20 protein-coding genes are annotated in these 23,516 nt (G+C 76.1%); 17 read left to right on the forward strand and 3 right to left on the reverse strand.

The annotated features are described in order from the left end of the window. Window positions 1–109: 109 nt before the first annotated feature. The gene (locus tag ACFFKU_RS00005) at window positions 110–1,342 is read right to left on the reverse strand and encodes a DUF1015 family protein (protein WP_380134184.1); all 1,233 of its coding nucleotides are present in this window, start codon (window positions 1,340–1,342) and stop codon (window positions 110–112) included. An 88-nt stretch (window positions 1,343–1,430) separates the two neighbouring features. Here ACFFKU_RS00005 and ACFFKU_RS00010 point away from each other — a divergent pair, with 88 nt between their 5' ends. From ACFFKU_RS00010 to ACFFKU_RS00070, 13 genes are all read left to right on the forward strand, one after another. Further along, window positions 1,431–1,853, forward strand: coding sequence for a tetratricopeptide repeat protein (locus ACFFKU_RS00010; RefSeq protein WP_380134186.1), 423 nt, complete (start codon window positions 1,431–1,433; stop codon window positions 1,851–1,853). Then, the gene (locus ACFFKU_RS00015) at window positions 1,850–2,926 is read left to right on the forward strand and encodes an HAD-IIA family hydrolase (protein ID WP_380134189.1); all 1,077 of its coding nucleotides are present in this window, start codon (window positions 1,850–1,852) and stop codon (window positions 2,924–2,926) included. Before ACFFKU_RS00010 ends, ACFFKU_RS00015 begins: the two co-directional genes overlap by 4 nt. 9 nt (window positions 2,927–2,935) lie before the next feature. Further along, window positions 2,936–3,202, forward strand: coding sequence for a hypothetical protein (locus ACFFKU_RS00020; protein WP_380134191.1), 267 nt, complete (start codon window positions 2,936–2,938; stop codon window positions 3,200–3,202). After that, on the forward strand, window positions 3,199–4,017 hold the full coding sequence (locus tag ACFFKU_RS00025; protein WP_380134422.1) for a TlyA family RNA methyltransferase: 819 nt from the start codon (window positions 3,199–3,201) through the stop codon (window positions 4,015–4,017). Before ACFFKU_RS00020 ends, ACFFKU_RS00025 begins: the two co-directional genes overlap by 4 nt. Next, complete coding sequence (locus tag ACFFKU_RS00030) at window positions 4,014–5,012, forward strand: NAD kinase (RefSeq protein WP_380134194.1); 999 nt, start codon at window positions 4,014–4,016, stop codon at window positions 5,010–5,012. The genes ACFFKU_RS00025 and ACFFKU_RS00030 overlap by 4 nt, the downstream gene beginning before the upstream one ends. Then, window positions 5,009–6,937 carry a DNA repair protein RecN gene (locus ACFFKU_RS00035; RefSeq protein ID WP_380134195.1) on the forward strand — a complete coding sequence of 643 codons (1,929 nt, stop codon included), beginning with the start codon at window positions 5,009–5,011 and terminating at the stop codon, window positions 6,935–6,937. The genes ACFFKU_RS00030 and ACFFKU_RS00035 overlap by 4 nt, the downstream gene beginning before the upstream one ends. 143 nt (window positions 6,938–7,080) lie before the next feature. Then, on the forward strand, window positions 7,081–8,280 hold the full coding sequence (gene steA / locus ACFFKU_RS00040) for a putative cytokinetic ring protein SteA (RefSeq protein ID WP_380134196.1): 1,200 nt from the start codon (window positions 7,081–7,083) through the stop codon (window positions 8,278–8,280). Between the two features lie 52 nt (window positions 8,281–8,332). Continuing rightward, complete coding sequence (locus tag ACFFKU_RS00045; RefSeq protein WP_380134198.1) at window positions 8,333–9,346, forward strand: copper transporter; 1,014 nt, start codon at window positions 8,333–8,335, stop codon at window positions 9,344–9,346. Then, window positions 9,343–10,212, forward strand: coding sequence for a hypothetical protein (locus ACFFKU_RS00050; protein ID WP_380134201.1), 870 nt, complete (start codon window positions 9,343–9,345; stop codon window positions 10,210–10,212). The genes ACFFKU_RS00045 and ACFFKU_RS00050 overlap by 4 nt, the downstream gene beginning before the upstream one ends. Window positions 10,213–10,222: 10 nt before the next feature. Further along, a complete protein-coding gene (gene murJ, locus ACFFKU_RS00055) occupies window positions 10,223–11,851 on the forward strand; it encodes a murein biosynthesis integral membrane protein MurJ (protein WP_380134204.1) in 1,629 nt (542 codons plus the stop codon). Continuing rightward, a complete protein-coding gene (locus ACFFKU_RS00060) occupies window positions 11,848–12,981 on the forward strand; it encodes a glycosyltransferase family 4 protein (protein ID WP_380134207.1) in 1,134 nt (377 codons plus the stop codon). Before murJ ends, ACFFKU_RS00060 begins: the two co-directional genes overlap by 4 nt. A gap of 11 nt (window positions 12,982–12,992) precedes the next feature. Further along, a complete protein-coding gene (pyrG, locus tag ACFFKU_RS00065; RefSeq protein WP_380134210.1) occupies window positions 12,993–14,756 on the forward strand; it encodes a CTP synthase in 1,764 nt (587 codons plus the stop codon). Between the two features lie 65 nt (window positions 14,757–14,821). After that, a complete protein-coding gene (locus tag ACFFKU_RS00070) occupies window positions 14,822–15,496 on the forward strand; it encodes an NUDIX domain-containing protein (RefSeq protein ID WP_380134425.1) in 675 nt (224 codons plus the stop codon). A 30-nt stretch (window positions 15,497–15,526) separates the two neighbouring features. Here the strand turns inward: ACFFKU_RS00070 and ACFFKU_RS00075 are convergent, their stop codons facing one another. After that, window positions 15,527–16,426, reverse strand: coding sequence for a methyl-accepting chemotaxis protein (locus ACFFKU_RS00075; protein WP_380134213.1), 900 nt, complete (start codon window positions 16,424–16,426; stop codon window positions 15,527–15,529). Then, on the reverse strand, window positions 16,423–16,998 hold the full coding sequence (locus ACFFKU_RS00080; protein WP_380134216.1) for a PAS domain-containing protein: 576 nt from the start codon (window positions 16,996–16,998) through the stop codon (window positions 16,423–16,425). The genes ACFFKU_RS00075 and ACFFKU_RS00080 overlap by 4 nt, the downstream gene beginning before the upstream one ends. A 234-nt stretch (window positions 16,999–17,232) precedes the next feature. Between ACFFKU_RS00080 and ACFFKU_RS00085 the strand changes: the two genes are divergently transcribed. The 4 genes from ACFFKU_RS00085 to ACFFKU_RS00100 all read left to right on the forward strand — a co-directional run bounded on the left by ACFFKU_RS00085 (window position 17,233) and on the right by ACFFKU_RS00100 (window position 23,513). Continuing rightward, window positions 17,233–18,258 (forward strand): site-specific tyrosine recombinase XerD, encoded by a 1,026-nt coding sequence (locus tag ACFFKU_RS00085; protein ID WP_380134218.1) that lies wholly within the window; start codon window positions 17,233–17,235, stop codon window positions 18,256–18,258. Window positions 18,259–18,587: 329 nt separating this feature from the next. Then, entirely contained in the window at window positions 18,588–19,442 is an 855-nt protein-coding gene (locus tag ACFFKU_RS00090; protein WP_380134428.1) for a ParA family protein, read from the forward strand. 366 nt (window positions 19,443–19,808) lie between these two features. Further along, window positions 19,809–22,346 carry an AMP-binding protein gene (locus ACFFKU_RS00095; RefSeq protein WP_380134220.1) on the forward strand — a complete coding sequence of 846 codons (2,538 nt, stop codon included), beginning with the start codon at window positions 19,809–19,811 and terminating at the stop codon, window positions 22,344–22,346. Window positions 22,347–22,778: 432 nt separating this feature from the next. After that, window positions 22,779–23,513: an SAF domain-containing protein gene (locus ACFFKU_RS00100; protein ID WP_380134222.1), complete on the forward strand. Its 735-nt coding sequence runs from the start codon at window positions 22,779–22,781 to the stop codon at window positions 23,511–23,513. Window positions 23,514–23,516 lie beyond the last annotated feature (3 nt).

Below are 23,516 nucleotides of genomic sequence, written 5' to 3' on the forward strand. Positions count from 1 at the left end.
TGTGGGGTCCTCGTGGGAGACGGTCCGTCTTCTGCGGGGGCCCCACACCCTTTTCTGCATCCACCCACACGCCACCGCACGGCGTGGTGCGGGCGGCGAGCGGGTCGGGTCAGCGCAGCCGCAGGACCGGGCCGGCCAACGGCTTCGGACGGAACGACGTGCTCTTGCGACTGAGCAGGTGCCCCTCGGCCAGCACCGCCCTGATCTCGGGCAGTGCTGTCGGCGGGAGCAGGACCGTCAGATGGTGGCCCGAGACGGACCGCAGGCTCGCGGCGACGTCGGGGACGTAGCGCACCTGGCGGTTCTCGACCCCGCAGGCGTGCAGGACCCCGTCGGTCCAGGCCGCGGCCCCCGTGATGTGGTGCGCCGGGATGCGCAGGACCTGGGAACCTTCGCGGGTCGCCAGGATGACCTCGGCGGTGTCGAGGCTCAGCTGCGCCACCACCGGGTCGGTCTCGTCGAGGAGGGGCCGCACCGAGTCCGCGTGGGCCCGGAGGGCGTCCGCCGCCCGGAGCGGCGCGACCCGGTGCAGGCTCAGGACGTCGACCGGCGTGGCCTCCTGGATCGCCAGGGCGACGAGCAGCCGGTTCTCCCCCTGCCCGGCGAGATGACGGGCCGCGGCGTAACGGTGGTGGCCGTCGGCGATGAGCGGGCGACGCGGGGCGAGGTCCTGCATGAGCGCCCCGCACCGTTCCGCGTCACTGATGTGCCACACCTCGACGTCCACCGGCTCCGCGTCCGGGGTGCGGGTCTGCAGCACCCGCCGGCCCCAGCGTTCGGGGGCCAGGACGGCGTCCCCGGCCAGGCCGGCCGTCTCGTCGAGCAGCAGCACCGGTTCGGAGTCCACCCGGGTGGCGCTCAACCGCCCGGCGCGGTTCACCACAACGTCGCCCATCGTGGCCTCGTGGGCCTGGATGCGGTGGTCGGTGGCCGGGCCGACGCGCAGGGCCGCGAGGAGGAAGGCGTGCAGCCGGTCCTGCTGCCGCTGCCGCACGACGTAGAAGCCGGGGCGGTCCTCGCGGACCGCGCCGGCGTGCAACCAGCGCAGGATGCCCGGCCCAGGTCCCGGGGAGTTCTCCGGGCGCTCGAGCCGCGTCACCGCGTAGGGCGAGGCTTCCATGCGGTGGGCGCGCTCGGACTGGCTCAGTTCCGTGTGCGGCGGGGCGAGGAGCGCCCCGACGTCCCCGACGACCTCGGGGTCGTAGCGCACACCCGAGAAGGGCATGAGCAGCGCCCCCGGCACCGGAGGCATGGGCAGGTGGTGGGGGGCGTCGGGCGCCGGCCCGACGAGGGTGGCTGCCTCCACCGGCAGGACCGGTGACTGCGTCCGTTGTTCACCCATCGGGGCATCCTACGGATGAGGTCTCCTCCTCTGCGTGTGACGCTGGGTCGACGGCACCCCGGTGGTGGGGCGGAAGGGGGCGGGACGCGTGAGCGACGAGGACGAGGGCCGAAACGGTCGACCCGCCGGAGACCTCTACGACTGGGTCCGACGCGCGGAGGAACTCCTCGCCCGGGGCGAGGCGGCCCAGGCGGCCGTCCTCCTGGGGCGTGCCCGGACGGAGGTGCCCGATTCCGTGGGGGTCCTGGAGGCCCTGGCCCGGGCCCAGTACGACTCCGGTGACGTCGGCGCCGCCGCCGACTCCTTCCGGACCATCGTCGGGCTGCGCCCCGACGCTGACTACGCTCACTTCGGTCTGGGGTTGTCCCTCAGCCGCCTGGGACGCTTCCATCTCGCCGCCGAGCACCTCGAGCTCGCCTCCGCGATGCGTCCGGACCGGGCGGAGTACCTCGACCGACTTCGACAGGTCCGCGCCACCTTGGCGGCGCGGCAGAGCCCGGGGAGCCCGTGAGCACCACGTCCACCGAACCCGCCGTCGACCCGACCCCCGCCACGCTGCGGTCCAGTCGTGGCACCTTGCTCGAGGACCACGACGCGCTGTTCCTGGACCTCGACGGGGTCGTCTACGTGGGCCCTCGCGCCGTCCCCCACGCCGTCGACGCCCTTGCGCACGCCCGCGCGGCCGGGCTACGGCTGGCCTACATCACCAACAACGCCTCCCGACCCCCCTCGGCGGTCGCGGAGCACCTGCGCGAGCTCGGCATCCCGGCCGAGGTCGACGAGGTCGTGTCCTCGGCGCAGGCCGCGGCGGCCCACCTGGCGGGCACGCTGCCCCCCGGTGCCCCCGTCCTCGTCGTCGGTGGGGCCGGGCTGCGGCTGGCCCTGGAGGCGGTCGGGCTGCGGCCGGTGTCCTCCCTCGCCGAGGAACCGCAGGCCGTGGTGCAGGGCTTCTCCCCGGACCTGGGGTGGCGTGAGCTCACCGAGGGCACGCACGCCGTCCGATCGGGGCTGCCCTACGTCGCGTCCAACCTGGACCGCACGGTGCCGCACCCCGGCGGCCCCGCCCCGGGCAACGGTCTGCTCGTCGACCTGGTGAGCAGGGCGGCCGGCCGTGGTCCGGACGTGGTCTGCGGCAAGCCGGAGCGACCCCTCTTCGACGAGGCGATCCGTCGCGCCGGGGTCCGCGCACCCCTGATGGTCGGCGACCGGTTGGACACCGACCTGCAGGGTGCGGTGACCGCCGGACTGCCCGGTCTGCTCGTGCTCACCGGGGTCACGGGGGTCGCGGAGCTCCTGGCGGCCGGCCCGCACGAACGGCCCCGGTTCGTGGCCGCCGACCTGCGGGGGACCGGGGACCGCCACCCGGGTGCCGAGGTCCACCTCGACGGCACGTCGACCACCGTCGTGGTGCGCGGGGCGGAGGTGATCGCCCGGGCCGGGACCGTGGAGGTCGTGCGCGATGCGACGGGCGAGGACGGACTGGACCTGCTCCGGGCCGCCGCCGAGGTCGCCTGGCAGTCCGCCGACGCCGGGCGCCCTGTGGACATCCCCGCGCTGGCGACTCGTGTCGGAGGCCGCCGGTAGCGTGGCCGCGTGACCGAGACCCCCCGCCCGGCCCCGACCCCCCGCCCGGCCCCGACGCCCCGTCCGGCCCCGACCCCCGGCCCGCCCCGTCCGTCGTCCGCCCCGTCGGCGGCGACCGCTGTCGGGGCGGCGTCCGCCGGGGAGTCCGCGACGACGTTGACCGGGGCGCTCGCGCGGCTGGACGATCTGGACGCCGTCGTCGTGCACGAGCACCCGGACGTCTTCGCCGCGGTGGACTCCGCCCTGCGGGCCCGGCTGACCGCGGCGGACGGCTGACGGTGCGGCGGCAACGGTTGGACGCCGAGCTCGTCCGGCGAGGGCTGGCGCGCTCGCGTCAGCAGGCGGCCGAGCTCGTCACGGCCGGTCGCGTCCGCGTCTCGGGCGCAGCCGCGACGAAGCCCGCCACCCAGGTCGACCTCGCCGTCGCCATCGTGGTGAGCGAGGTCGCCGAAGGGACCGGACCGGATTACGTCAGTCGGGGCGCGCACAAGCTCGTCGGGGCCCTCGACGCCTTCGACGTCCCGGTCGCGGGCCGGCGCTGCCTCGACGCCGGGGCCAGCACGGGTGGGTTCACCAACGTGCTGCTGCGGCGGGGGGCCGACCACGTGGTCGCGGTCGACGTCGGCTACGGGCAGATCGCGTGGTCGCTGCGCCAGGACGAACGGGTCACGGTCTTGGAACGCACCAACGTGCGCACCCTCGACCCGGCCCTGGTCGCGCCGGCCCCCTCGCTCGTGGTCGCCGATCTGTCCTTCATCTCCCTCACCCTGGTGCTGCCGGCGCTGCGGGCCTGCTCCGCGTCCGAGGCCGAGCACGTGCTCATGGTCAAGCCGCAGTTCGAGGTCGGCCGGGATGCGCTGGGCGCCGGGGGTGTCGTGCGCAGCGCCGAGCTGCGCGCCGGGGCCGTGCGCACGGTGGCCTCGGCCGCCCTCGACGTCGGGCTCGGGGTCCGTGGGGTGGCGGCGAGCCCGCTGCCCGGTCCGAGCGGCAACGTCGAGTACTTCCTGCACCTGCAGGCGGGAGCACCGCCGTTGGACGAGCAGGCGCTGGCCGCGGCGCTGGCCGCCGGCCCGCAGGACGGGCTGCGATGACCGGCGCGCACGAGCACCCGGCGGACGGTGCCGTGCCGGTGGACCGGGACGGCGTGGAGGCCACGGTGGAGTCGGCGACCTGTGCTCCCGGTGGTCGCGCCGTGCTCGTCCTGGCCCACACCGGTCGTCCCGAGGCGGTGGCGGCGCTCACGGAGGTGGTGCACCGGCTCAGCGCGGCCGGCGTGCGCCCGCTGGTGACCAGCGGGGAGGCCGCCAGTCTCGCCCCGCAGGACCGGGACCTCGTGAGCGAGTGCACGCTCGGCGGGGCCGTCGCCGACGCGGAACTGGTCGTCGTCCTGGGCGGTGACGGCACGATCCTGCGGGCGGCCGAGCTGGTCCGGGGCAGCGACGCGGTCCTGCTGGGCGTCAACCTCGGCCACGTCGGGTTCCTCGCCGAGGCCGAACGGGAGGAGCTGGCCGAGACGGTCGCGCGGGTCATCGCCGGGGAGTTCCGCGTCGAGGAGCGCATGACCCTGGACGTCCGCGTCCTGCAGGAGGGCCGGGTGCTGGCCGAGTCCTTCGCCGTCAACGAGGTCGCCGTCGAGAAGGCCAATCGGGAGCGGATGATCGAGCTGGTCGTCGACGTCGACGGGCGACCCCTGACCACCTTCGCGGGGGACGGGATCATCGCGGCGACCCCGAGCGGTTCCACCGCCTACGCCTTCAGCGCGGGCGGACCCGTCGTCTGGCCGGAGGTCGAGGCCTTCCTGGTCTGCCCGATCAGCGCCCACGCCCTGTTCGCCCGCCCCCTCGTCCTCGCCCCCACCTCCGTGGTCGGGGTGGAGGTGCTGCCCGCGGCCGAGGGCGCGGTCCTCTGGTGCGACGGCCGCCGCCTCTTCGAGGCCCCGGTCGGGGCGCGGGTCGAGGTCCGCCGCTCGGCGACCAGCGTGCGGCTGGCCCGCCTGAGCACGGGCATCTTCACCGACCGCCTGGTCGCCAAGTTCGGTCTGCCGGTGCACGGCTGGCGCGGCCCCCGACCGGGAGGTACCTCGTGATCGAGGAGATCCACATCCGCGACCTCGGGGTCATCCGGGACGCCCGGTTGCCCCTCGGGCCGGGCCTGACGGTCCTCACCGGGGAGACCGGCGCCGGGAAGACGATGGTGGTGACGGGTCTCGGGCTGCTCCTCGGTGAACGGGCCGACCCGGCCGCGGTGCGGGCGGGGGAGGCGTCGGCCGTCGTGGAGGGTCGGGTCCTGCTGGAGGCGGGCTCGCCGGTCCGTGACCGGGTCGCCGACGCGGGCGGGGACCTCGACGACGACGTCCTGCAGCTGGTCCGGGTGGTCGCCGCGGGCGGACGCAGCCGGGCCCACGTCGGCGGCCGGGGCGCCCCGGTGGGGGTGCTCGGGGAGATCGCGGAGCACCTGGTGGCCGTGCACGGCCAGACCGACCAGCTGCGGCTGCGTTCGGCGGCGCAGCAGCTCAGCACCCTCGACGCGTTCGCCGCGGCCCTGCCCGGCTCGGAGCTCGCGGCCCGGTCGGGCGACTACCGCCGGGAGTACGACGGTTGGCGGGCCCTGGCCGCCGAGGTCGACCGGCGGACGGCGTCGGCGCAGGAACGCGCCCGGGAGGCCGAGCTGCTGCGCCTGGGCCTGGAGGAGGTCGAGAAGGTCGCGCCGCAGCCCGGCGAGGACGTGGCGCTGCGCGAGGAGTCCGAACGGCTCGGCAACGTCGAACTGCTGCGGGCGGCCGTCGCCGGTGCGCACGCGGCGCTGACCGGGGAGGCCGACGGCGCCGACGACCCCGTCGGCGGCGGTGGCGCCCAGGGGGCCCTGCAGGGTGCGCAGCAGGCTCTGACGTCCGGGGCGGGGCACGACCCGGCCCTGGCCGCCCTGGCCGACCGGGGCGCGGAGGTCGGCTACCTGCTGGCCGACCTCGTCGCCGACGTCAGTTCCTACGCCGCCTCCCTGGAGGCCGACCCGCTGCGGTTGGCGGCGGTGCAGGAGCGACGGTCCCAGCTCACCGCCCTCGTCCGCCGCTACGGGGCCGAGCAGGTCGCCCACGAGGCCGGTCGCGACGGGCCCGGCGGGCCGGGGGCAGGCGTCGGGAGCGGGCCCGACGTGGACGCCGTGCTGCGCTGGTCGCGACGGGCGGCGGCCGCGCTCGCCGACCTCGACGACGACGAGCGCCTCGAGCGACTGGCCCGCGACCGCGACGCCGCTCTGGGGCGGGCCACCGCCCTCGCCGAGCAGGTGCGCGCCCTGCGGACCGGGGCCGCCCGGCTGCTGCAGGAGCGGGTGGACGAGGAGCTCGCGGCGCTCGCGATGCCGAGCGCCCGACTGCAGGTGCAGGTCGGTCCCGTGGAGCTCGGTCCCACCGGCGGCGACGCCGTCGAGTTCCTGCTCGCGGCGCACTCCGGGGCCGCGGCCCGACCGCTGGCCCGGGGCGCCTCCGGCGGCGAGCTCTCCCGGGTGATGCTGGCCCTCGAGGTCGTGCTCGCCGGTGCCGACCCGGTGCCTACCATGGTCTTCGACGAGGTCGACGCCGGGGTCGGGGGTCGGGCAGCGGTGGAGATCGGCCGACGCCTGAGCCGGCTCGCGCGCTCGACCCAGGTGCTCGTGGTCACCCACCTGCCGCAGGTCGCCGCGTTCGCCGACCACCACCTCACGGTCGTCAAGACGGACGACGGCAGCATCACCGAGTCCGGCGTCGCGCGCCTCGACGACGAGGGCCGCGTCGCCGAGCTCGCCCGCATGCTCTCCGGCCGCGGGTCGGGCACCGCCCGCGCCCACGCCCAGGAGCTGCTGACCTCCTCACGTCGGGAGGCCGGCGGGACCGGTTCCGGCACGCCGCGCCCGCGGCGCGCGACGTCGGCGGGGTCGCGGGCCGGACGCGTGGGACGATCGTCCGCGGTGTCCCCGGCGGTGTCCCCGGCGGTGTCTCCGGAGGCGTCCTCCGCGGAGCCCTCCGCGCGGGACTGAGCGGCGGGCACGCGGTGCCCGGGACGTCGGGCGGCGGGAACGGCAGCGCGAGCGGGCACGCAGGATCGAGTACGCAGGACCGGGCAGCAGCACCGGGCAGGGCAGTCGGGCAGGGATCGAGCACGGGAACCGAGGGGTGCAGGGTGCGACGGCGGGGTGCGGGGCGAGCGGAGGACCGGGCACGGTCGGTCGGCTCCGGGGTCCCCAGCGGCCTCGCCCGGGTCGACCGTCGGACGAAGCGGTTGACCAAACGTCTGCGACCGGGCGAGGTGGCCGTCATCGACCACCTCGACCTGGACCGGGTGTCGGCCGAGGCGCTGGTGGCCTGCAGCCCGGCCGCCGTGGTCAACGCCTCGCCCTCGACCTCGGGTCGGTACCCGAACCTCGGTCCGGAGATCCTGGTGGGGGCCGGCATCCCTGTCCTCGACGCCGTCGGGCCCGAGGTGATGACCGCGGTGCGGGAGGGCCGGCACGTCGAGGTCGGGCTGGAGGAGCTCCGCGTGGACGGCGAGGTCGTCGGCCGAGGTCGACGGCTGACGCCGGAGTCGGTGGCCGTCGACATGGAGGCCGCCCGGGCCGGCCTGTCCCTGCAGCTGGAGGCGTTCGCCGCCAACACCATGGAGTACCTGCGCCGCGAGCGCGAGCTGCTGCTCGACGGCGTCGGGGTGCCCGAGATCAGCACGGTGATCGAGGGACGGCACGTCCTGATCGTCGTGCGCGGGTACGGGTACAAGGAGGACCTGGTCACGCTGCGGCCCTACGTCCGTGAGTACAAGCCGCTGCTGATCGGGGTCGACGGCGGGGCCGACGCGATCCTCGAGGCCGGCTGGCGACCCGACCTCATCGTCGGGGACATGGACTCCGTCTCCGACGCGGCGCTGCGCTCCGGCGCGGAGATCGTCGTGCACGCCTACCGGGACGGCCGGGCGCCGGGCCTGGAACGCGTCCACGCCCTCGGCATCGACGCCGTCGTCTTCCCGGCGACGGGCACCAGCGAGGACGTGGCCATGCTGCTCGCCGACGACAAGGGCGCGAGCCTCATCGCGGCGGTCGGCACCCACGTCACCCTCGTGGAGTTCCTCGACAAGGGCCGCGCCGGGATGGCCAGCACCTTCCTGACCCGACTGCGGGTCGGGGGCAAGCTGGTCGACGCCAAGGGCGTCTCGCGGCTCTACCACTCCCGGGTCTCCGACCGGCAGGTCGCGATCCTCGTCCTCGCCGGTGTGCTGGCCCTGCTGGCCGCCCTCGCGGTGACCCCGACCGGGCAGGCGATCCTCGTCGTGACCGGCGCCCGGCTGGAAGGGTTCTGGGCCGACCTGATGAGCGTGCTCAGCGACCCGTGACCCGGCCCGAGCCCGCCCGCGACGCCCCACCCCCCGACAGACAGGACCCCCGGTGATCGACTTCCGCTACCACGTCGTCTCGCTGGTCTCGGTCTTCCTGGCCCTGGCCGTGGGCATCGTGCTGGGCGCGGGTCCGCTCAACGAGGGCATCTCCGTGGGCATCACCGACCAGGTCCGCCAGCTCACCCAGGAGAGCAACCAGCTGCGCAGCGAGCGCGACGAGGCGGCCGCCGGACTGACGTCGGCGGAGAACTGGGCCGCGGCCGTCGCCCCGGCCATGGTCGCCGGACGACTCACCGGACGCACCGTCGCCGTCGTCGAGCTGCCCGACGCCGACGGCGACCAGGTCGGCGCCACCCTCGACCTGCTCCGTTCCGCCGGGGCGGAGATCCGCAGCCAGGTCCGCGTCCAGGACGCCTTCTCCGACCCCACCACGCTGGCCGCGCGTCGCGGTACGGCCCAGGACCTGGCGCAGCGCTACTCCGCGGTGGTGCCCGCCGACCCGACCCCCGACTCCGGGGCCGACTCCGCGACCCTGACCGCCGACCTCCTCTCCCGCGAGCTCGCCGGTGCCCTGCTCACCACGGGCGCCGCCGACCTCGACCCGCTCTCGCCCGCGGCCGCGCAGGCCGGGCAGCTCCTCGGGCAGCTCGCCGACGCGGGGTACGTGGACGTCGAGAGCGGTGGGGACGGTGCGCCCCGGGCGGCGCTCGCGGTGGTCGTCGGCGCCGCCCCGGCCACGACGAGCGGGACCACCGAGGACGCGGCGGCCGCGGCCGGTCAGGTCGCCGCCCTCGCGCTGCTCGCAGCCCTGGACGCGGCCGGGTCCGGCACGGTGCTGGCCGCCCCCGCCGAGGCGGCCGACGACGGCGGCGTCATCGCGGCCCTGCGGGCCGACAACGACCTCAGCGACGACGTCAGTTCCGTCGACGGGCTGCAGACGCCCATCGGTCGGGTCAACGTCGTCCTGGCCCTGCGGGAGCAGGCCACCGGGGGCGCCGGCCAGTACGGCACGGCCGGTTCCGCCGACGCCGTCAGCCCCCCGCTCACCGAGACGGCGTCGTGAGCCGCCGGATCCCGACCGCGCCCCTCGCGCGGGCCGTGCCGGCCGCGGTGACGGCGGGCGTCGTCGGAGTCCTGGCCGCGCGACGGGTGCGCGCCGGAGAGGTGTTCGGCGGACGGGACCGCTGGGAGCGCGTCAACCACCGCGGGAACACGGTGACCCTGCTGGAGGGACCGGCGGCCGGTCTCGCGGCGCTCCTGGGCCTGGTGCCCGCCGGAGCCTGGGCGCCCGCGGGGGCGGTGGCCGTGCTCGGTGCGGGGGGTCTCGGGGCCCTGGACGACCTCACCGAGGCGAGCGAGGACCGGGCCGCCGGGACCAAGGGGTTGCGGGGTCACCTCGGCGCCCTGCGGCGGGGACGGCTCACCACCGGGGCCCTCAAGGTGCTCGGCATCGGGGCCACCGGGCTGCTCGCCGCGGCGCTGACGCCGGGCGGTCGGGCGGCCGGCGGGCGCCACCGTGTCACCGTCCGCGCCACCGCGCTCCTGCTCGTCGACGCCGGTGTCGTCGCCGGCTCGGCGAACCTGCTCAACCTCTTCGACCTGCGGCCCGGCCGGGCCCTCAAGGTCGCCCTGCTCACCGCGGCCGTGCTGCCCGGGGCCGGACGGGTCCCGGGGGCCGCCGTGGCCGGGGCCGCGGTCGCGCTGCTGCCCGACGACCTGGCCGGGCGCAGCATGCTCGGCGACACCGGGGCCAACGCCCTGGGCGCACTGCTCGGGGTCGGCGTGCTCGCCGGTCTCGCCCCTCGCGGCCGGGTCCTCGTCCTGGCCGGACTGACCGGGCTGACCCTGCTCAGCGAACGGGTGTCCTTCTCCGCCGTCATCGCCGCCACCCCCGGCCTGCGGGAGCTGGACGCGTGGGGCCGGTCGTGACCCGGTGCCCGTGAGACCGCGCACCATCGCCGCCGCCGCGGCCTCGGTCGCCCTGCTCACGGTCGCCGCCCGCGTCGCGGGCTTCGGTCGCCAGGTCGCCTACGCCCAGACGGTCGGCGACCAGTGCCTGTCCACCGCCTACACGAGCGCCAACCAGGTCCCCAACCTGCTGTTCGAGATCGTCGCGGGCGGGGCGCTGGCCGGGGTCCTCGTCCCGCTGCTGTCCGCCCGCCTCGCCTCCGAGGACCCGCAGGACCGGGCGGCCGCGTCGCGGACCGCCTCGGCGGCGCTGACCTGGAGCGTGCTGGCCGTCGGCCTGGTCGCGGCCCTCACCGCGCTGCTGGCCCGCCCCCTGATGGGGTCGCTGCTCGCCGGGCAGGCCAGCACGGGGTGCGCCGGCATCGTCGCCACCGGGGCCACGATGCTGCTGATCTTCCTGCCGCAGGTACCGCTCTACGCGGTGGCCGTCGTCCTGGCCGGGGTGCTGCAGGCCCAGCAGCGCTTCACCGCGCCGGCGGCCGCGCCGTTGGTCTCCAGCCTCGTCGTGGCGGCCTCCTACCTGCTCTTCGGTGCCCTGGTCGCCCCGACCACCCGCGCCGGCGACGACCTCACCGCCCTGCCCCCGGCGACCTGGACGGTGCTGGCGGGGGGCACCACGCTGGGGGTGCTGGCCCTCGCGCTCACCCACGCGCCCGCCCTGCGCTCGGGGGTGCGCTGGCGTCCCACGCTGCGCGCCGCACCGGGCGACGGCCCCCGGCTGCGCTCGCTGGCGCTGTCCGGGCTCGCGGTGGTCCTGGCCCAGCAGGTCGTCACCCTGGTCGTGCTGCGGCTCACCAACGCGGCCGAACCGGGCGCGCTGCCCCGCTGGAGCTTCGTCTGGGCCCTGTTCCTGCTGCCCTACGCCGTGCTGGCCGTCCCGATCGCCACCGCCGTCTTCCCGCGGCTGGCCCGCGCCGAGGGAGCCGAGCTCAGCGGGCTGCTGTCGCGGGCGGGACGCACCGTGCTGCTGAGCGCCTCCCTCGGCGCGGCCCTGCTGGTCGCCGCCGCCGACCCCCTCGCCGGGGTGTTCCTCGACGGGGAGGTGGGCTCGGGTCGGACCGGTGAGATGGTCGCCGCCCTCGTCGTCTTCGCGCCGGGACTGCTCGGGTACGGGGTGCTGGCCCTCTGGACCCGGGCCCTCTACGTCCTCGGGGCCGGACGGGCGGCCGCGGCCGGGACGGTCGCCGGGTGGGCGTCGGTCGCGGTGCTCGCGATCGCCGCGACGCGCGTCCCGGGCCTGCCCGTGGTGCCCGCCGTGGCGGGGGCCCACACCCTGGGGTTGAGCCTCGCCGCGCTCCTCCTCGGCCGCGCCCTGCACCGACGGCTCGGACCGGCCGCGACCGCCGGCGGGGTGCGGGCGGTGGCGGCCGGCACCGGCGCGGCGGTGCCGGCCGCCCTCGCCGGTCTCGCCGTCGCGTGGCTGCTCCCCGACCCGGGGGGCCTGCTCGCCCACGTCCTGCGCGGCGCGGCGCTCGCCGTACCGACGACCCTGGTCTGGATCGCCGGGGTGAGCCTCCTCGCCCGCGCCGACGTGCGCGAGCTCCGCACCACCCTGCGCCGGGGGCGCGGGCGGTCCCCACGGACGGAGGAAGCCCGATGAGCGTCCTGGTGCTGGTCCTGGGCAGCAGCGCGGGCGGGGTGGGTCGTCACGTCGCCTCCCTGGCCCGCGCGGAGGCCGGGGCCGGGACGCAGGTGCACGTGGTCGCCCCCGCCGAGACCCTGCGCCGCTTCGAGCTCGACGGACCCGGACTGCGCGCGCACCCGGTCGACATCGGGGCCTCCCTGGACCCGGTCCGTGACCTGCGCGCCGCCCGTGCCCTGCGCGCGCTCCTGCGCGAGCTGCCCGAGCCCCTGGTGCACGCCCACGGGATCCGGGCCGCCTCGGTGGCCGCGGCAGCCGTGCGTCCCAGCCGCCGCTCCCGGGTGCCGCTGGTCCTGACCCTGCACAACGCCGTCCTCGGCGGTGGTCCGCGGGCCGCGCTGGGACGGGCCGTGCAGCGGGTGGCGTGCCGATCGGCCGACGTCGTGCTGGGGGTCTCGGCCGACCTGGTGGCCCAGGCCCGCGCGGCGGGGGCCCCCGTCGCCGAGCGGGCGCTCGTCCCCGCGCCGGCCCGCCCACCGGCCCGTTCCGCGGCCCTGGTGCGGGCCGACCTCGGCCTGCCCGCCGACGTCCGGGTCGTGCTGACGGTGGCCCGCGCCGCGCCGCAGAAGGACCTCGGTCTGCTGCTCGACGCCCTGGCGCGTCGGGTCCCGCCCCCGGCCGGGCCCGACCTGCTCGCCCTGGTCGCCGGGGACGGACCCCTGCTGCCGGCCCTGCGGGCGCGCGTCGACGCCGAGCACCTGCCGGTCCGGCTGCTGGGGGCCCGCGACGACGTCGGCGACCTGCTCGCGGTGGCCGACGTGGTCGTGCAGACCTCGCGCTGGGAGGGACAACCCGTGTTCGTCCAGGAGGCCCTGCGGGCCGGGGCCGCCCTCGTCGCCACCGACGCCGGTGGGACCGCCGAGGTCACCGGTGACGCCGCGCTGCTGACCCCGGTGGGCGACGCCGCGGCGCTGGCCGCGGCCCTGCAGGCCCTCCTCGACGACCCCGACGCGCTCGCGCGGGCGCGGGTGCGGTCGCGGGCCCGGGCCGACGAGCTGCCCGGGCCGGAGGAGGCCCTGGCCCAGGTGCGACGGGTGTGGGGCGCCGCCCGGGCGCGGCGGGGGAGGAGAGGTCCGGGCGTCGGGTAACCTCGAAGTCCGTGGCGAACCGCAGCGGACCTGAGACCCTCACCCAGCACATCTTCGTGACGGGGGGAGTCGTCTCCTCCCTCGGCAAGGGGTTGACCGCCTCGAGCCTCGGCCGGTTGCTGCGCGCCCGTGGCCTGCGGGTGGCGATGCAGAAGCTCGACCCCTACATCAACGTCGACCCCGGCACGATGAACCCGTTCCAGCACGGCGAGGTCTTCGTCACCGACGACGGTGCCGAGACCGACCTGGACATCGGGCACTACGAACGTTTCCTCGACGTGCGCTTCGACGCCTCGGCCAACGTGACCACCGGGCAGGTGTACTCGGAGGTCATCGCGAAGGAGCGGCGCGGGGAGTACCTCGGCGACACCGTCCAGGTGATCCCCCACATCACCAACGAGATCGTCGACCGGATGCGTGCGCAGGCCCGTCCCGACATCGACGTCATCATCACCGAGGTCGGCGGCACCGTCGGCGACATCGAGTCCCTGCCGTTCCTCGAGGCGGCCCGTCAGGTCCGCCAGCGGCTCGGTCGCGACAACGTGTTCTTCGTCCACGTCTCCCTGGTGCCCTACATCGGCCCCAGCGGGGAGCTGAAGACGAAACCCACCCAGCACTCCGTGGCCGCCCTGCGCAACATCGGCATCCAGCCCGACGCCGTGGTCTGCCGGGCCGACCGCGACATCCCCGAGGGCGTCAAGCGCAAGATCGCCTCGATGTGCGACGTCGACGACGACGCGGTCATCGCCTGCGTCGACGCGCCCTCGATCTACGACATCCCCAAGGTCCTGCACCGCGAGGGGCTCGACGCCTACGTCGTGCGCCGCCTGAACCTGCCGTTCCGCGACGTCGACTGGACCACCTGGGACGACCTGCTGCGCCGGGTCCACCACCCGCGCAACCGGGTCGAGATCGCCCTCGTCGGCAAGTACATCGACCTGCCCGACGCCTACCTGTCGGTCACCGAGGCGCTGCGCGCCGGAGGTTTCGCCGAGGACGCGAAGGTCGACATCCGTTGGGTCGCCTCCGACGACTGCGCCACCCCGGCGGGGGCCCAGCGCCAGCTGCACGGGGTCGACGCGATCTGCGTCCCGGGGGGTTTCGGCGTCCGCGGCATCGAGGGCAAGCTCGGGGCCCTCACCTGGGCCCGGGAGAACCTCGTCCCGACCCTCGGGCTCTGTCTCGGACTGCAGTGCATGGTCATCGAGTACGCGCGAACCGTCGTCGGTCTGTCGGCCGCCAGTTCCACCGAGTTCGAACCCGACGCCGCGCACCCGGTCATCGCGACCATGGCCGAGCAGCAGGACATCGTCTCCGGCCAGGGGGACCTCGGCGGCACCATGCGCCTCGGTTCCTACGAGGCGGTCCTCGCCCCGGGTTCCGTCGTGGCCGCGACCTACGGCAGCGAGCGGATCTCCGAGCGCCACCGGCACCGCTACGAGGTGAACAACTCCTTCCGCGAGCAGCTCTCGGCCGCCGGCCTGAGTTTTTCCGGTCTCTCGCCCGACCGCGGTCTGGTCGAGTTCGTGGAACTGCCCGCCGACGTGCACCCCTACTACGTCGGGACGCAGGCCCACCCCGAGTTCAAGTCGCGGCCGACCCGCTCGCACCCGCTGTTCTCCGGCCTGGTGGCGGCCGCGCTGGAGCGGCAGCGTTCCGAGCGGCTGCTCGAGGTCGACCCGGCCCCGGCCGAGGAGGACCGGGCCGCGCCCGCGGTCGAGTCGCCCGGCGCGGAGTCGGAGCGGGTCCCCGAGGGCGTCGAGGCGCGTTCGTGAGCCCCGACGCGCAGGGTTCCCCGGACGGTCAGGGTTCCCCGGACGGTCAGGGTTTCCCGGACGAGCTGGGGGTCCCGGTCGTGGCCGGTGCGGACCTGCGCGACGAGGTCGAGCACCGGCGCGTCCGCTCCATCGAGGAGGTGTTCCACGGGCGCATCTGGAACGTCGTGCGCGAGGAGGTCGAACTCCCGGCGACGGAGGGGGAGCCGCAGACCCTCGTCCGCGACCTCCAGCAGCACCCGGGGGCGGTGACCGTCCTCGCGCTGGACGCCGCCGAGAACGTCTACCTGGTCCAGCAGTACCGCCACCCGGTGCGCCGGTTGCTGTGGGAGCTGCCGGCGGGCCTGCTCGACGTCGCGGGCGAGGCCCCCCTCGTCGCCGCGCAGCGGGAACTGGCCGAGGAGGCCGACCTGGTCGCCGGGGAGTGGGCCGTGCTGGCCGACTGGTTCAACTCACCCGGCGGTTCCAGCGAGGCCAACCGGATCTACCTGGCCCGGGGTCTGACCGCGGTGCCCCCCGCGCAGCGCCACGTCCGCGAGGACGAGGAACGCGACCTCGTGCCCGTCCGGGTCCCCCTGGACGAGGCGGTCGCCGCCGTCCTCGACGGTCGCTGCGCCAACCCCGGCACCGTCATCGGGGTCCTGGCCCTGCAGGCGGCCCGGGCCGCGGGCTGGAGCACCCTGCGTCCGGCCGACGCCCCCTGGCCCGAGGGGCTGACCCGGCCGGGCCAGGAGACCTGACCGGCCGGTCGGCCCCCGGTCCCGGGACGCTCAGCCCTCCCGGACGCTGGCGACGAAGCCCACCACCTGACGCTGCAACCCCGCCGCCGTCTCGGCCAGGCCCGGTTCCCCCGGGCCGCCGGAGACGGCGGCGGTGATGGCGGCCACCTCCTCGGCCATCCCCCGGATGCTGCCGACGACCCCCTCGATGACCCCGACCGCCGCCTCGGTGACCCCGAGGTTGGTGCTCACCTCGGCCGCGATCACCTGGTTGGTGCGGGCGGCCTCCTCGGCCAGCCGCTTCACCTCGTTCGCGACGACGGCGAAACCCCGGCCCGCGGTCCCCGCCCGTTCGGCCTCGATCCGGGCGTTCAGGGCCAGCAGGCGCGTCTGCGCCGCCACCCGTTCGACCAGCTGCACCGCCTCCGCGATGCGCGCCGAGGCCTCCCGCAGCGAGGTCACCGCCGTCACCGCCGCCTGCGCCTCGGCGACCGTCTCGACGGTGCTCCGGCCGAGCTGCTCGGCGCTGCCCTGCGCGGTCGAGGCCGCCTCGTGCACCCGGTTGCTGACCGCGAGCACGCCCGCCTCCAGCTCGTCGGCCAACCCGGCCCGGACCTCCGCGGAGCGCCGCAGCTCCTCCGCGGTCTGCTCCCCGGCCGCCCGGGCGTTCTCGATGATGCGGGCGCCGTTGCGGAAACTGCCCTTGGTCCCTGCCGGGAGGAACCGCCGGAAGTAGCGGCCCTCGCTGGCGGCGGTCAGCGTCGCCGAGGCGTCCCGGACGAACGCGTCGGTCATGTCCAGGCAGTGGTTGAACGCCCCCCGCAGTGCCACCAGGTGCTCGTCGTCGCCGAGGTGCGGGACCCGGGCCTCCAGGTCGCCCCCGGCCGCGCGGCCGGCCACCTCGGCCAGGACCTTCAGCGCCCGGTCCTGGTGGCGCACCGCCCGGCTCACGCCCGCACCGCCGTGCGCGCGAAGGACTCGGCCTCGTCGGTGATCCGCCAGAACCACCCGTCGTAGTCGGTGCCCTGCTGCTGCAGGATCGTCGAGAACAGCTCGCGCGAGGCCGCGGTGGCCTCCTTCGCCGAGCGGTGCGGGGCCTCGGCCTGCAGGAGCCGGTCGTAGACGCGCTCCACCTCCCGCACCGCGCCACGGGCCGGGACCCGACGGTTGGAGTGGTACCCGGTCACCTCCCCGTCGGGTCCGACGCTCGGGGTGACGTGGGCCAGGACCCAGTAGTGGGCGCCGTCGGCGGCCAGGTTGCAGATGTAGGCGAACATCTCCCGCCGTTCCAGCAGCGTCTGCCACAGCAGGTTGAAGACGCACCGCGGCATCCGGGGGTGCCGGATGAGGCTGTGCGGGCGACCGATCGCGTCCCGCTCCCGCAACGCCGAGACGCGCAGGAACACGTCGTTGGCGTAGGTGATGACACCCTTGGTGTCCGTCTTGGTGACGATGAGTTCGCTCTCGTCGAAGCGGCGCTCGACCCCGGTCGGGGAGGCGCCGCGGTGGGGGAGCAGGTGCATGGGATCGCCCTTCCGTGGCTCGGTACCCCTCCGTCGACCGGGACGCCGCCCCGCCTGACCGGTCCGGGACGAAGGTCCCACCCGGGCCCCGGTGGGGCCGGTGTGGGTCCGGGTGGGTCCGGGTGGGTCCCGGGGGTCCCGGTGGGGCCGGTGGGGACCGCGGCGGCTCGCCGATCACGCTGCCGGCCCGTGGGCCGCGGTCCCGGTCCCGGTCCCGGCCACTAGGCTCCGAGCGTGCTCGAGCCGGCCCCCGCCCCCGCGCGCGAGCCGTCGTCGGGCCTCGTCGGCGCCCTCGAGGAGTACCTCGGGCACCTGGGGGTCGAGCGGGGTCTGGCCGCCAACACCCTCGCCGCCTACCGCCGCGACCTGCAGCGCTACCTCCGCTTCCTGGCCGGCCACGGGGTGCAGCGGGTCGAGGACGTCCGCGCCGCCCACGTGGCCGACTTCGTCGCCGCCCTGCGCGGCGGCGAGGACGGCCTCGCCCCGCTCACCGCCGCCTCGACGGCCCGGACCGCCTCGGCGCTGCGCGGCTGGCACCGCTTCCTGCAGGCCGAGGGACGCTGCGCGGACGATCCCGCCGCCGCCGTCCGGCCCCCGGCCCCACCCCGGCGCCTCCCGCACGCCCTCACCGTCGAGGAGGTCACGGCCCTGCTGGCCGCGGCAGAGCAGGTGCCCGGCCCCACCGGGCTGCGCGACCGCGCACTGCTGGAACTCCTCTACGGCTGCGGCGCCCGGATCAGCGAGGTCGTCGGGCTCGACGTCGACGACGTCGCCCTGCTGCTGTCCGGGCCCTCGGCCGAGGACGGACTCATCCGGTTGCGCGGCAAGGGGTCCAAGGAGCGCGTGGTCCCCATGGGCTCCTTCGCGAGGGCCGCCGTCCAGGCCTACCTCGTGCGGGCCCGACCGGCGCTCGCCGTCCGCGGCGGTCCGGCCCTGTTCCTCAACGCCCGGGGCAGCCGGCTGTCCCGGCAGAGCGCGTGGGCCGTGCTCCAGGCCGCGGCCGGTCGCGCGGGCATCGAGCGCGCGGTGGGGCCGCACACCCTGCGCCACTCCTTCGCCACCCACCTGCTGCGGGGCGGGGCCGATGTCCGCGTGGTGCAGGAGCTGCTCGGGCACGCCTCCGTGGCGACGACCCAGGTCTACACGCAGGTCACCGTCGACACGCTGCGCGAGGTCCACGCCGAGACCCACCCGAGGGGTGGCTCGCGGGGGACGCGCGGGCCGGCGCGCCACCCCGGCCCCCGACCCGCGGCCGGCTGAGGCCGTCGGTGCGCGAGCCGTCGTGACGGTGCGCGAAGGGGCGGACTAAGGTCGTCGCGACCCGCCGACCTCGACGAGGAAGTGCCCCTCCTGTGACCAGCGAGCAGTCCTGGACCTCCGACCCCGTGCGCGACGCCGTCGTCGAGCCGGTCGTCGAGCCCGCCACCCCGGTGCCGTCCCACCGCACCGAGAGCGTCCTCGAGGGTCCTGACCAGCTCGCCGGGCCCGCCTCGCCGGAGCCGCACCTCGCTCCGGAGCCCGAGCCCGAGCCGTCGCCCGAGCCCGCACCCGAGGACGCCCCGGCCGACGACGGCCCCGGGCAGCAGCAGATCGCCATCGGACCGACCGCGGGACCCACGGGTCGCCCGTTGCCGGTCTTCCCCGTGCCGGCCCCCCTGGAGCAGCACGGTCCGGCCCGGGTCATCGCCATGTGCAACCAGAAGGGCGGCGTCGGCAAGACGACCACCACGATCAACCTGGGCGCGGCGCTGGCGGAGTACGGCCGACGGGTGCTGCTCGTCGACTTCGACCCGCAGGGCGCGCTCTCGGTGGGGCTCGGGGTGAACCCGCACGAGCTCGACCACACCGTGTACCAGCTGCTGATGGACCGCGGGGTCGACGTGCGCGAGGTCGTGCGCGAGACCGCGGTGCCGGGCCTGGACCTGCTGCCGGCCAACATCGACCTCTCCGCGGCCGAGGTGCAGCTGGTCGGGGAGGTGGCGCGGGAGAGCGTGCTGGCCCGCGCGCTGCGCCCCGTGCTGTCCGACTACGACGTCGTCCTCATCGACTGCCAGCCCTCGCTGGGGCTGCTCACCGTCAACGCGCTGACCGCCTCGCACGGCGTCCTCATCCCCCTGGAGTGCGAGTTCTTCGCGTTGCGCGGGGTGGCCCTGCTGGTCGAGACCATCGAGAAGGTCCAGGAACGGTTGAACCCGGCCCTGGAGATCGACGGGATCCTGGCCACGATGTTCGACGGCCGGACGCTGCACAGCCGCGAGGTCGTCGCCCGGGTCGTCGGCGCGTTCGGCGACGACGTGTTCCACACGGTCATCGGACGCACCGTGAAGTTCCCCGACGCCACCGTGGCCGCCGAACCCATCACCTCCTACGCGAGCACCCACGCGGGCGCCCAGGCCTACCGCCAACTGGCGCGCGAACTCATCGCCCGCGGCGACGCGGCCTGACCCGCCCCGGGGCGGACGGCGACCGTTGCTCCGCCCGGGTGAACACCTCACGGTGACGGCTTCGCGACGCTGAGTCGACTTCACCCACCGGACGGACCTCTGTGCGGCGCAACAGGGTTCAGAGCTCCCGGCCGTGTCGGAATTCCGGGCTACAGTCCCCGTCACCAGACGATGGGGGGAACGATGGGCGACCATCAGCTCGGCGCGGCCGGGGACGCGGGGGCGTTCCCGACCGGAGCGGACCGGACGGGAACCGGAGCGGACCGGACGGGAACCGGAGCGGACCGGACGGGGATCGCGCCGGACCAGGACGGTGGCGCGACGCGAGAGAACAGGCACGTCCCGCGGCACTCCAGCGCCCACCCGGTGACCGCGTTCGCACCCCTGACCGAGGAACTCGCCCAGGGACACCTGATGCCCCGCATCGTCGAGGTCGCCCTGGCCCGCGCCGGTGAGGTGGTCGTCGCCGACGACCGGGCCGCGTTGACGGGGGCCGACCTGCTGCGGAGGGCCGCGAGCGTGCGCGCGGCCGTGCTGCGGTCGGGCAGCGACGCGCCGGTGGCGGTGCTGCGCGGTCACGACGTGGGCGCGGTCGCCGCGATCGTCGGGGTCGTCGCGGCCGGGGTCCCGGTCGTCGTGCTGGACCCGACGACGCCGGCCCCGCGCCTGCGCCACTACGTCCAGGCCGCCGGGACCACCGTCTGCATCAGCGACGCCGCCCGGGCCGCGACCGCGGCCGAGGTCGCCGAGCTGGTCCTCGACCCGGAGCGCGACGACCCGCCCGGATCCCACGACCCGGCCACCCTCCCCGCCGTCGCCGCGGAGCTGCTGGCCCGCACCGCGCGTCCCGAGGACGTCGCCCTCATCGTCTACACCTCCGGCTCGACCGGGGCCCCCAAGGGGGTGGCCTGCGACCACCGCTCGATCCTGCACGACGCCTGGGTGAACTCCACCGGCACCGACTGCTACGGCGCCGGACGCACCGTGGTGCACCTCCTCCCGATGGCCTTCAGCGCCGGGATCTGCGTGACCTTCGCCGGCCTGCTGTCCGGGGCGACGTTGCAGCTGTTCGACCCGCGCAGCCGTTCGGTCTCGGAGCTGCCGGCCTGGATGCGGCAGGTCGGGGCCGACACCCTGCTGGCCTCACCCGCGATCCTGCGCGGGGCGCTGGCCGCACTGGGACCCACGGGCCGTCTCGACGGGCTGCGGTCGCTGACGATGGCGGGGGAGACCGTCCACGGGCGCGAGCTGGAGGCGATCCGCCGGGCCGTCGGTCCGGGCTGCTCGCTGCGCAACCGCTACGGCTCCACCGAGACCTGGTTGATGACCGAGTACGCCCTGGAGGCTGACGACCCCTCGCCGAGCGGGGCCACCCCGGTGGGGTGGGCGGTGCCCGGGGCCACGCTCGCCGTCGAGGACGAGCAGGGGGTGCGCCACACCGAGGGCACCGGCCGCGTCGTCCTGCGCAGCCGCTGGCTGGGGGGCAGCTACTACCGCGACCCGGAGCGGACCGCGGCGGTCTGGACCGAGCACCCCGACGGCACCCGGTCCTTCCGCACCTCCGACATCGGCACGCTGGGGTCCGACGGCTGCCTGCGGCTGCTGGGGCGCAGCGACCACAGCGTCAAGATTCGTGGTCTCCTCGTGGAGCCCGGCGAGGTGGACGCCCTGCTGTTCACCCAGCCCGACGTGCGCGAGGCCCTCACGGTGGGCCGGCCCTCGCCCCGCACCGGGCGCACCGTCCTGGTCAGCTACGTGGTGCCCGACGGTCCCCGTCCCCAGGCCTCGGCCGTGCGGGCCGCCGTCCGCGCCGAGCTGCCCTCGCACTTCGTGCCCGAGCACGTCGTGTTCCTGGACGCGCTGCCGCGCACCGAGCGCGGCAAGCTCGACCGCTCGGCGCTGCCCGAACCCCCGCTCAGCTCCGCGCCGTGGGAGGCGCCGCGCAGCAGCTGGGAGGAGATCGTCTTCGAGCAGTTCGCGGCCGTCCTGGAGCTCGACGAGTTCAGCATCCACGACGACTTCTTCGAGCTCGGCGGTGACTCCCTCGCCGCCGAGGCCCTCGTCAGTCGCATGCTGGCGGTCGCCGGCGAGCGGGTCGGGACGCTGAGCACGTCGGTGCTCGCCGAGGCGCCCACGGTCGCCCGGTTCGCCGACGTCGCCCGGGCCGGGACGCGCACGTCCACCCCGACCCTCGTCCCGTTGCGGCCCGAGGGGCAGGGCCGGGCGCTCTACCTGGTCGCCGGGGCCGGCAGCGCGGCCCTGGCCCTGCGCACGCTCGCGCACCGGATCGAGGCCGACGTCCCCGTGATCGGGTTGCAGGCCCACGGGTTGGAGAACCGGGGGATCCCGGACTGGTCGGTGCGCGCCATCGCCCGTCGTCACCTGAAGGTGGTCCGGGCCCGTCAGCCCGAGGGTCCCTACCGGCTGGCCGGGCACTCCTTCGGTGGCCTCGTCGCCCTGGAGATGGCCCAGCAGCTGCGGGCCGCGGGCCAGGAGGTGGAACTGCTGGCCGTCCTGGACTCCTTCCCGCCGGAACCGGGTCTCGCCCCCCACGGGGAGTTCCCGACGCTCACGGCGAAGGCCAAGGAGGCGGTCTCGCTGGCCCTCACCGGGATCGCGCCGCACCCGGGGCTCGGTCACTACATCCGGTTCTTCCGCCAGGGCATGTTCCTGCAGCGCTTCTACCGCACCGACGTCTACCCGGGCCGGACCGTCGTGGTCGTGGCCGCCGACGACGTCGACGCGGCCGCCCGGCGCAAGTGGGACGACCACCTGTCCGGCCCGGCGCGCATCATCGACGTGCCCGGTGAGCACATGTCGATCCTGCGCGAACCCCGGGTGGGGGCGGTCGCCGACATCCTCTCCGCCGCCCTGCGCGAGACGGACGGCACCCCCGCCCCCTGATCACCCGTCCCGTCCCGAAGGCCCCCGTCGTCCGCGACGGGGGCCTTCGTCGTCGCGGTCCGGGGACAGCCGACGCGTCCCGAGAGCAGGTTCCGGACGCGCCGGCGGGCAATCCACAGACGATCACCCGGAGTGCGGAATTCCCCGCCGGTGATTCGTCGGGCCGGGTGATCACCACGCGTCCGTCCGGGGGGAAACCCCGCCCGACGTGGTCGCGACGCCCGCCGATGGTGTGATGCTCGAACTGTTCGGCGGAGCGAAGGAACTCCGACCGCCGACTCGTCCGCTCGTCCGGACCCCCTGTGCCGCAAACAGTTCGTCCGTCGCGTCCGGGGACCGCGCGTTCCGCGGCGACCCGAACCCCGTCCCGCCCCGGACGCCGGCCGTCCCCGGCCGGGACGACCCACCCCCACCGAACCGCAAGGAGGAACCATGCGCGCCGCCACGCTCGACCGGCCGGCACGGGAGGCCACCCGCCGCCCGCTGACCCCCGTCCGCGAACGCCGTCCGGGGCTGGCCGCGCTCGGCGCGGTCCTGGTCCTCGGGGGCACGCTCGGCGGTGCGCTCCTGGTGCACCGCAGCGGCGACCGCGCCGAGGTGGTCGTCGTCACCCGCGACGTGGCCCCGGGGGCCCGGATCACGGCGGAGGACCTCGGGACGACCCGGGTGGCCGCGGACGGGGCCGCCCTCGTCCCCGCCGCCTCCGCCGCGGCCTTCGTCGGCAGTTCCGCCGGGACGCGCATCCCGGCGGGAACCCTGCTGAACCCGGCCATGACCGTGGCCGGTGACGCGGTGCCCGAGGGGGCCGTCGTCGTGGGCGCGGTCCTGTCCGACGCGCAGCGCCCCAGCGCACCCCTGGCCGTCGGCGACGTGGTCCGGGTCTTCCTGGTCGCCGACACGGCCGCGGCGACCGGTGCGGCCCCGGCGGCCGGTTCGCCCGGCGACGTGCTCGTCCCCGCCGCCCGCGTGCTGGCCACCGGCGCCGGTGCCGACGCCGCCGCAGGGGCCGGGCTGACCGCGGCCGGCACGGGCAGCGACACCGTGTCCCTGCTGGTGGACGAGGAGCAGGCGCCCGCCGTCGTCGCGGCCGCCGCGGCCGGGCAGATCGCCCTGGTACGGCTCGCCGCCACGACCACCCCCACCGTCGACCTCCTCCGGGCGGGCTGAGCC

The organism is Kineococcus gynurae (genome assembly GCF_042433995.1).
GTDB classification, from domain to species: domain Bacteria; phylum Actinomycetota; class Actinomycetes; order Actinomycetales; family Kineococcaceae; genus Kineococcus; species Kineococcus gynurae.

Excerpts from the sequence above, each read along its gene's own strand:
- ACFFKU_RS00005 (WP_380134184.1), bottom strand. The coding sequence starts at position 1,342 with ATGGGTGAACAACGGACGCAGTCACCGGTCCTGCCGGTGGAGGCAGCC.
- ACFFKU_RS00030 (WP_380134194.1), top strand. The coding sequence starts at position 4,014 with ATGACCGGCGCGCACGAGCACCCGGCGGACGGTGCCGTGCCGGTGGAC.
- ACFFKU_RS00060 (WP_380134207.1), top strand. The coding sequence starts at position 11,848 with ATGAGCGTCCTGGTGCTGGTCCTGGGCAGCAGCGCGGGCGGGGTGGGT.
- ACFFKU_RS00080 (WP_380134216.1), bottom strand. The coding sequence starts at position 16,998 with ATGCACCTGCTCCCCCACCGCGGCGCCTCCCCGACCGGGGTCGAGCGC.
- ACFFKU_RS00100 (WP_380134222.1), top strand. The coding sequence starts at position 22,779 with ATGCGCGCCGCCACGCTCGACCGGCCGGCACGGGAGGCCACCCGCCGC.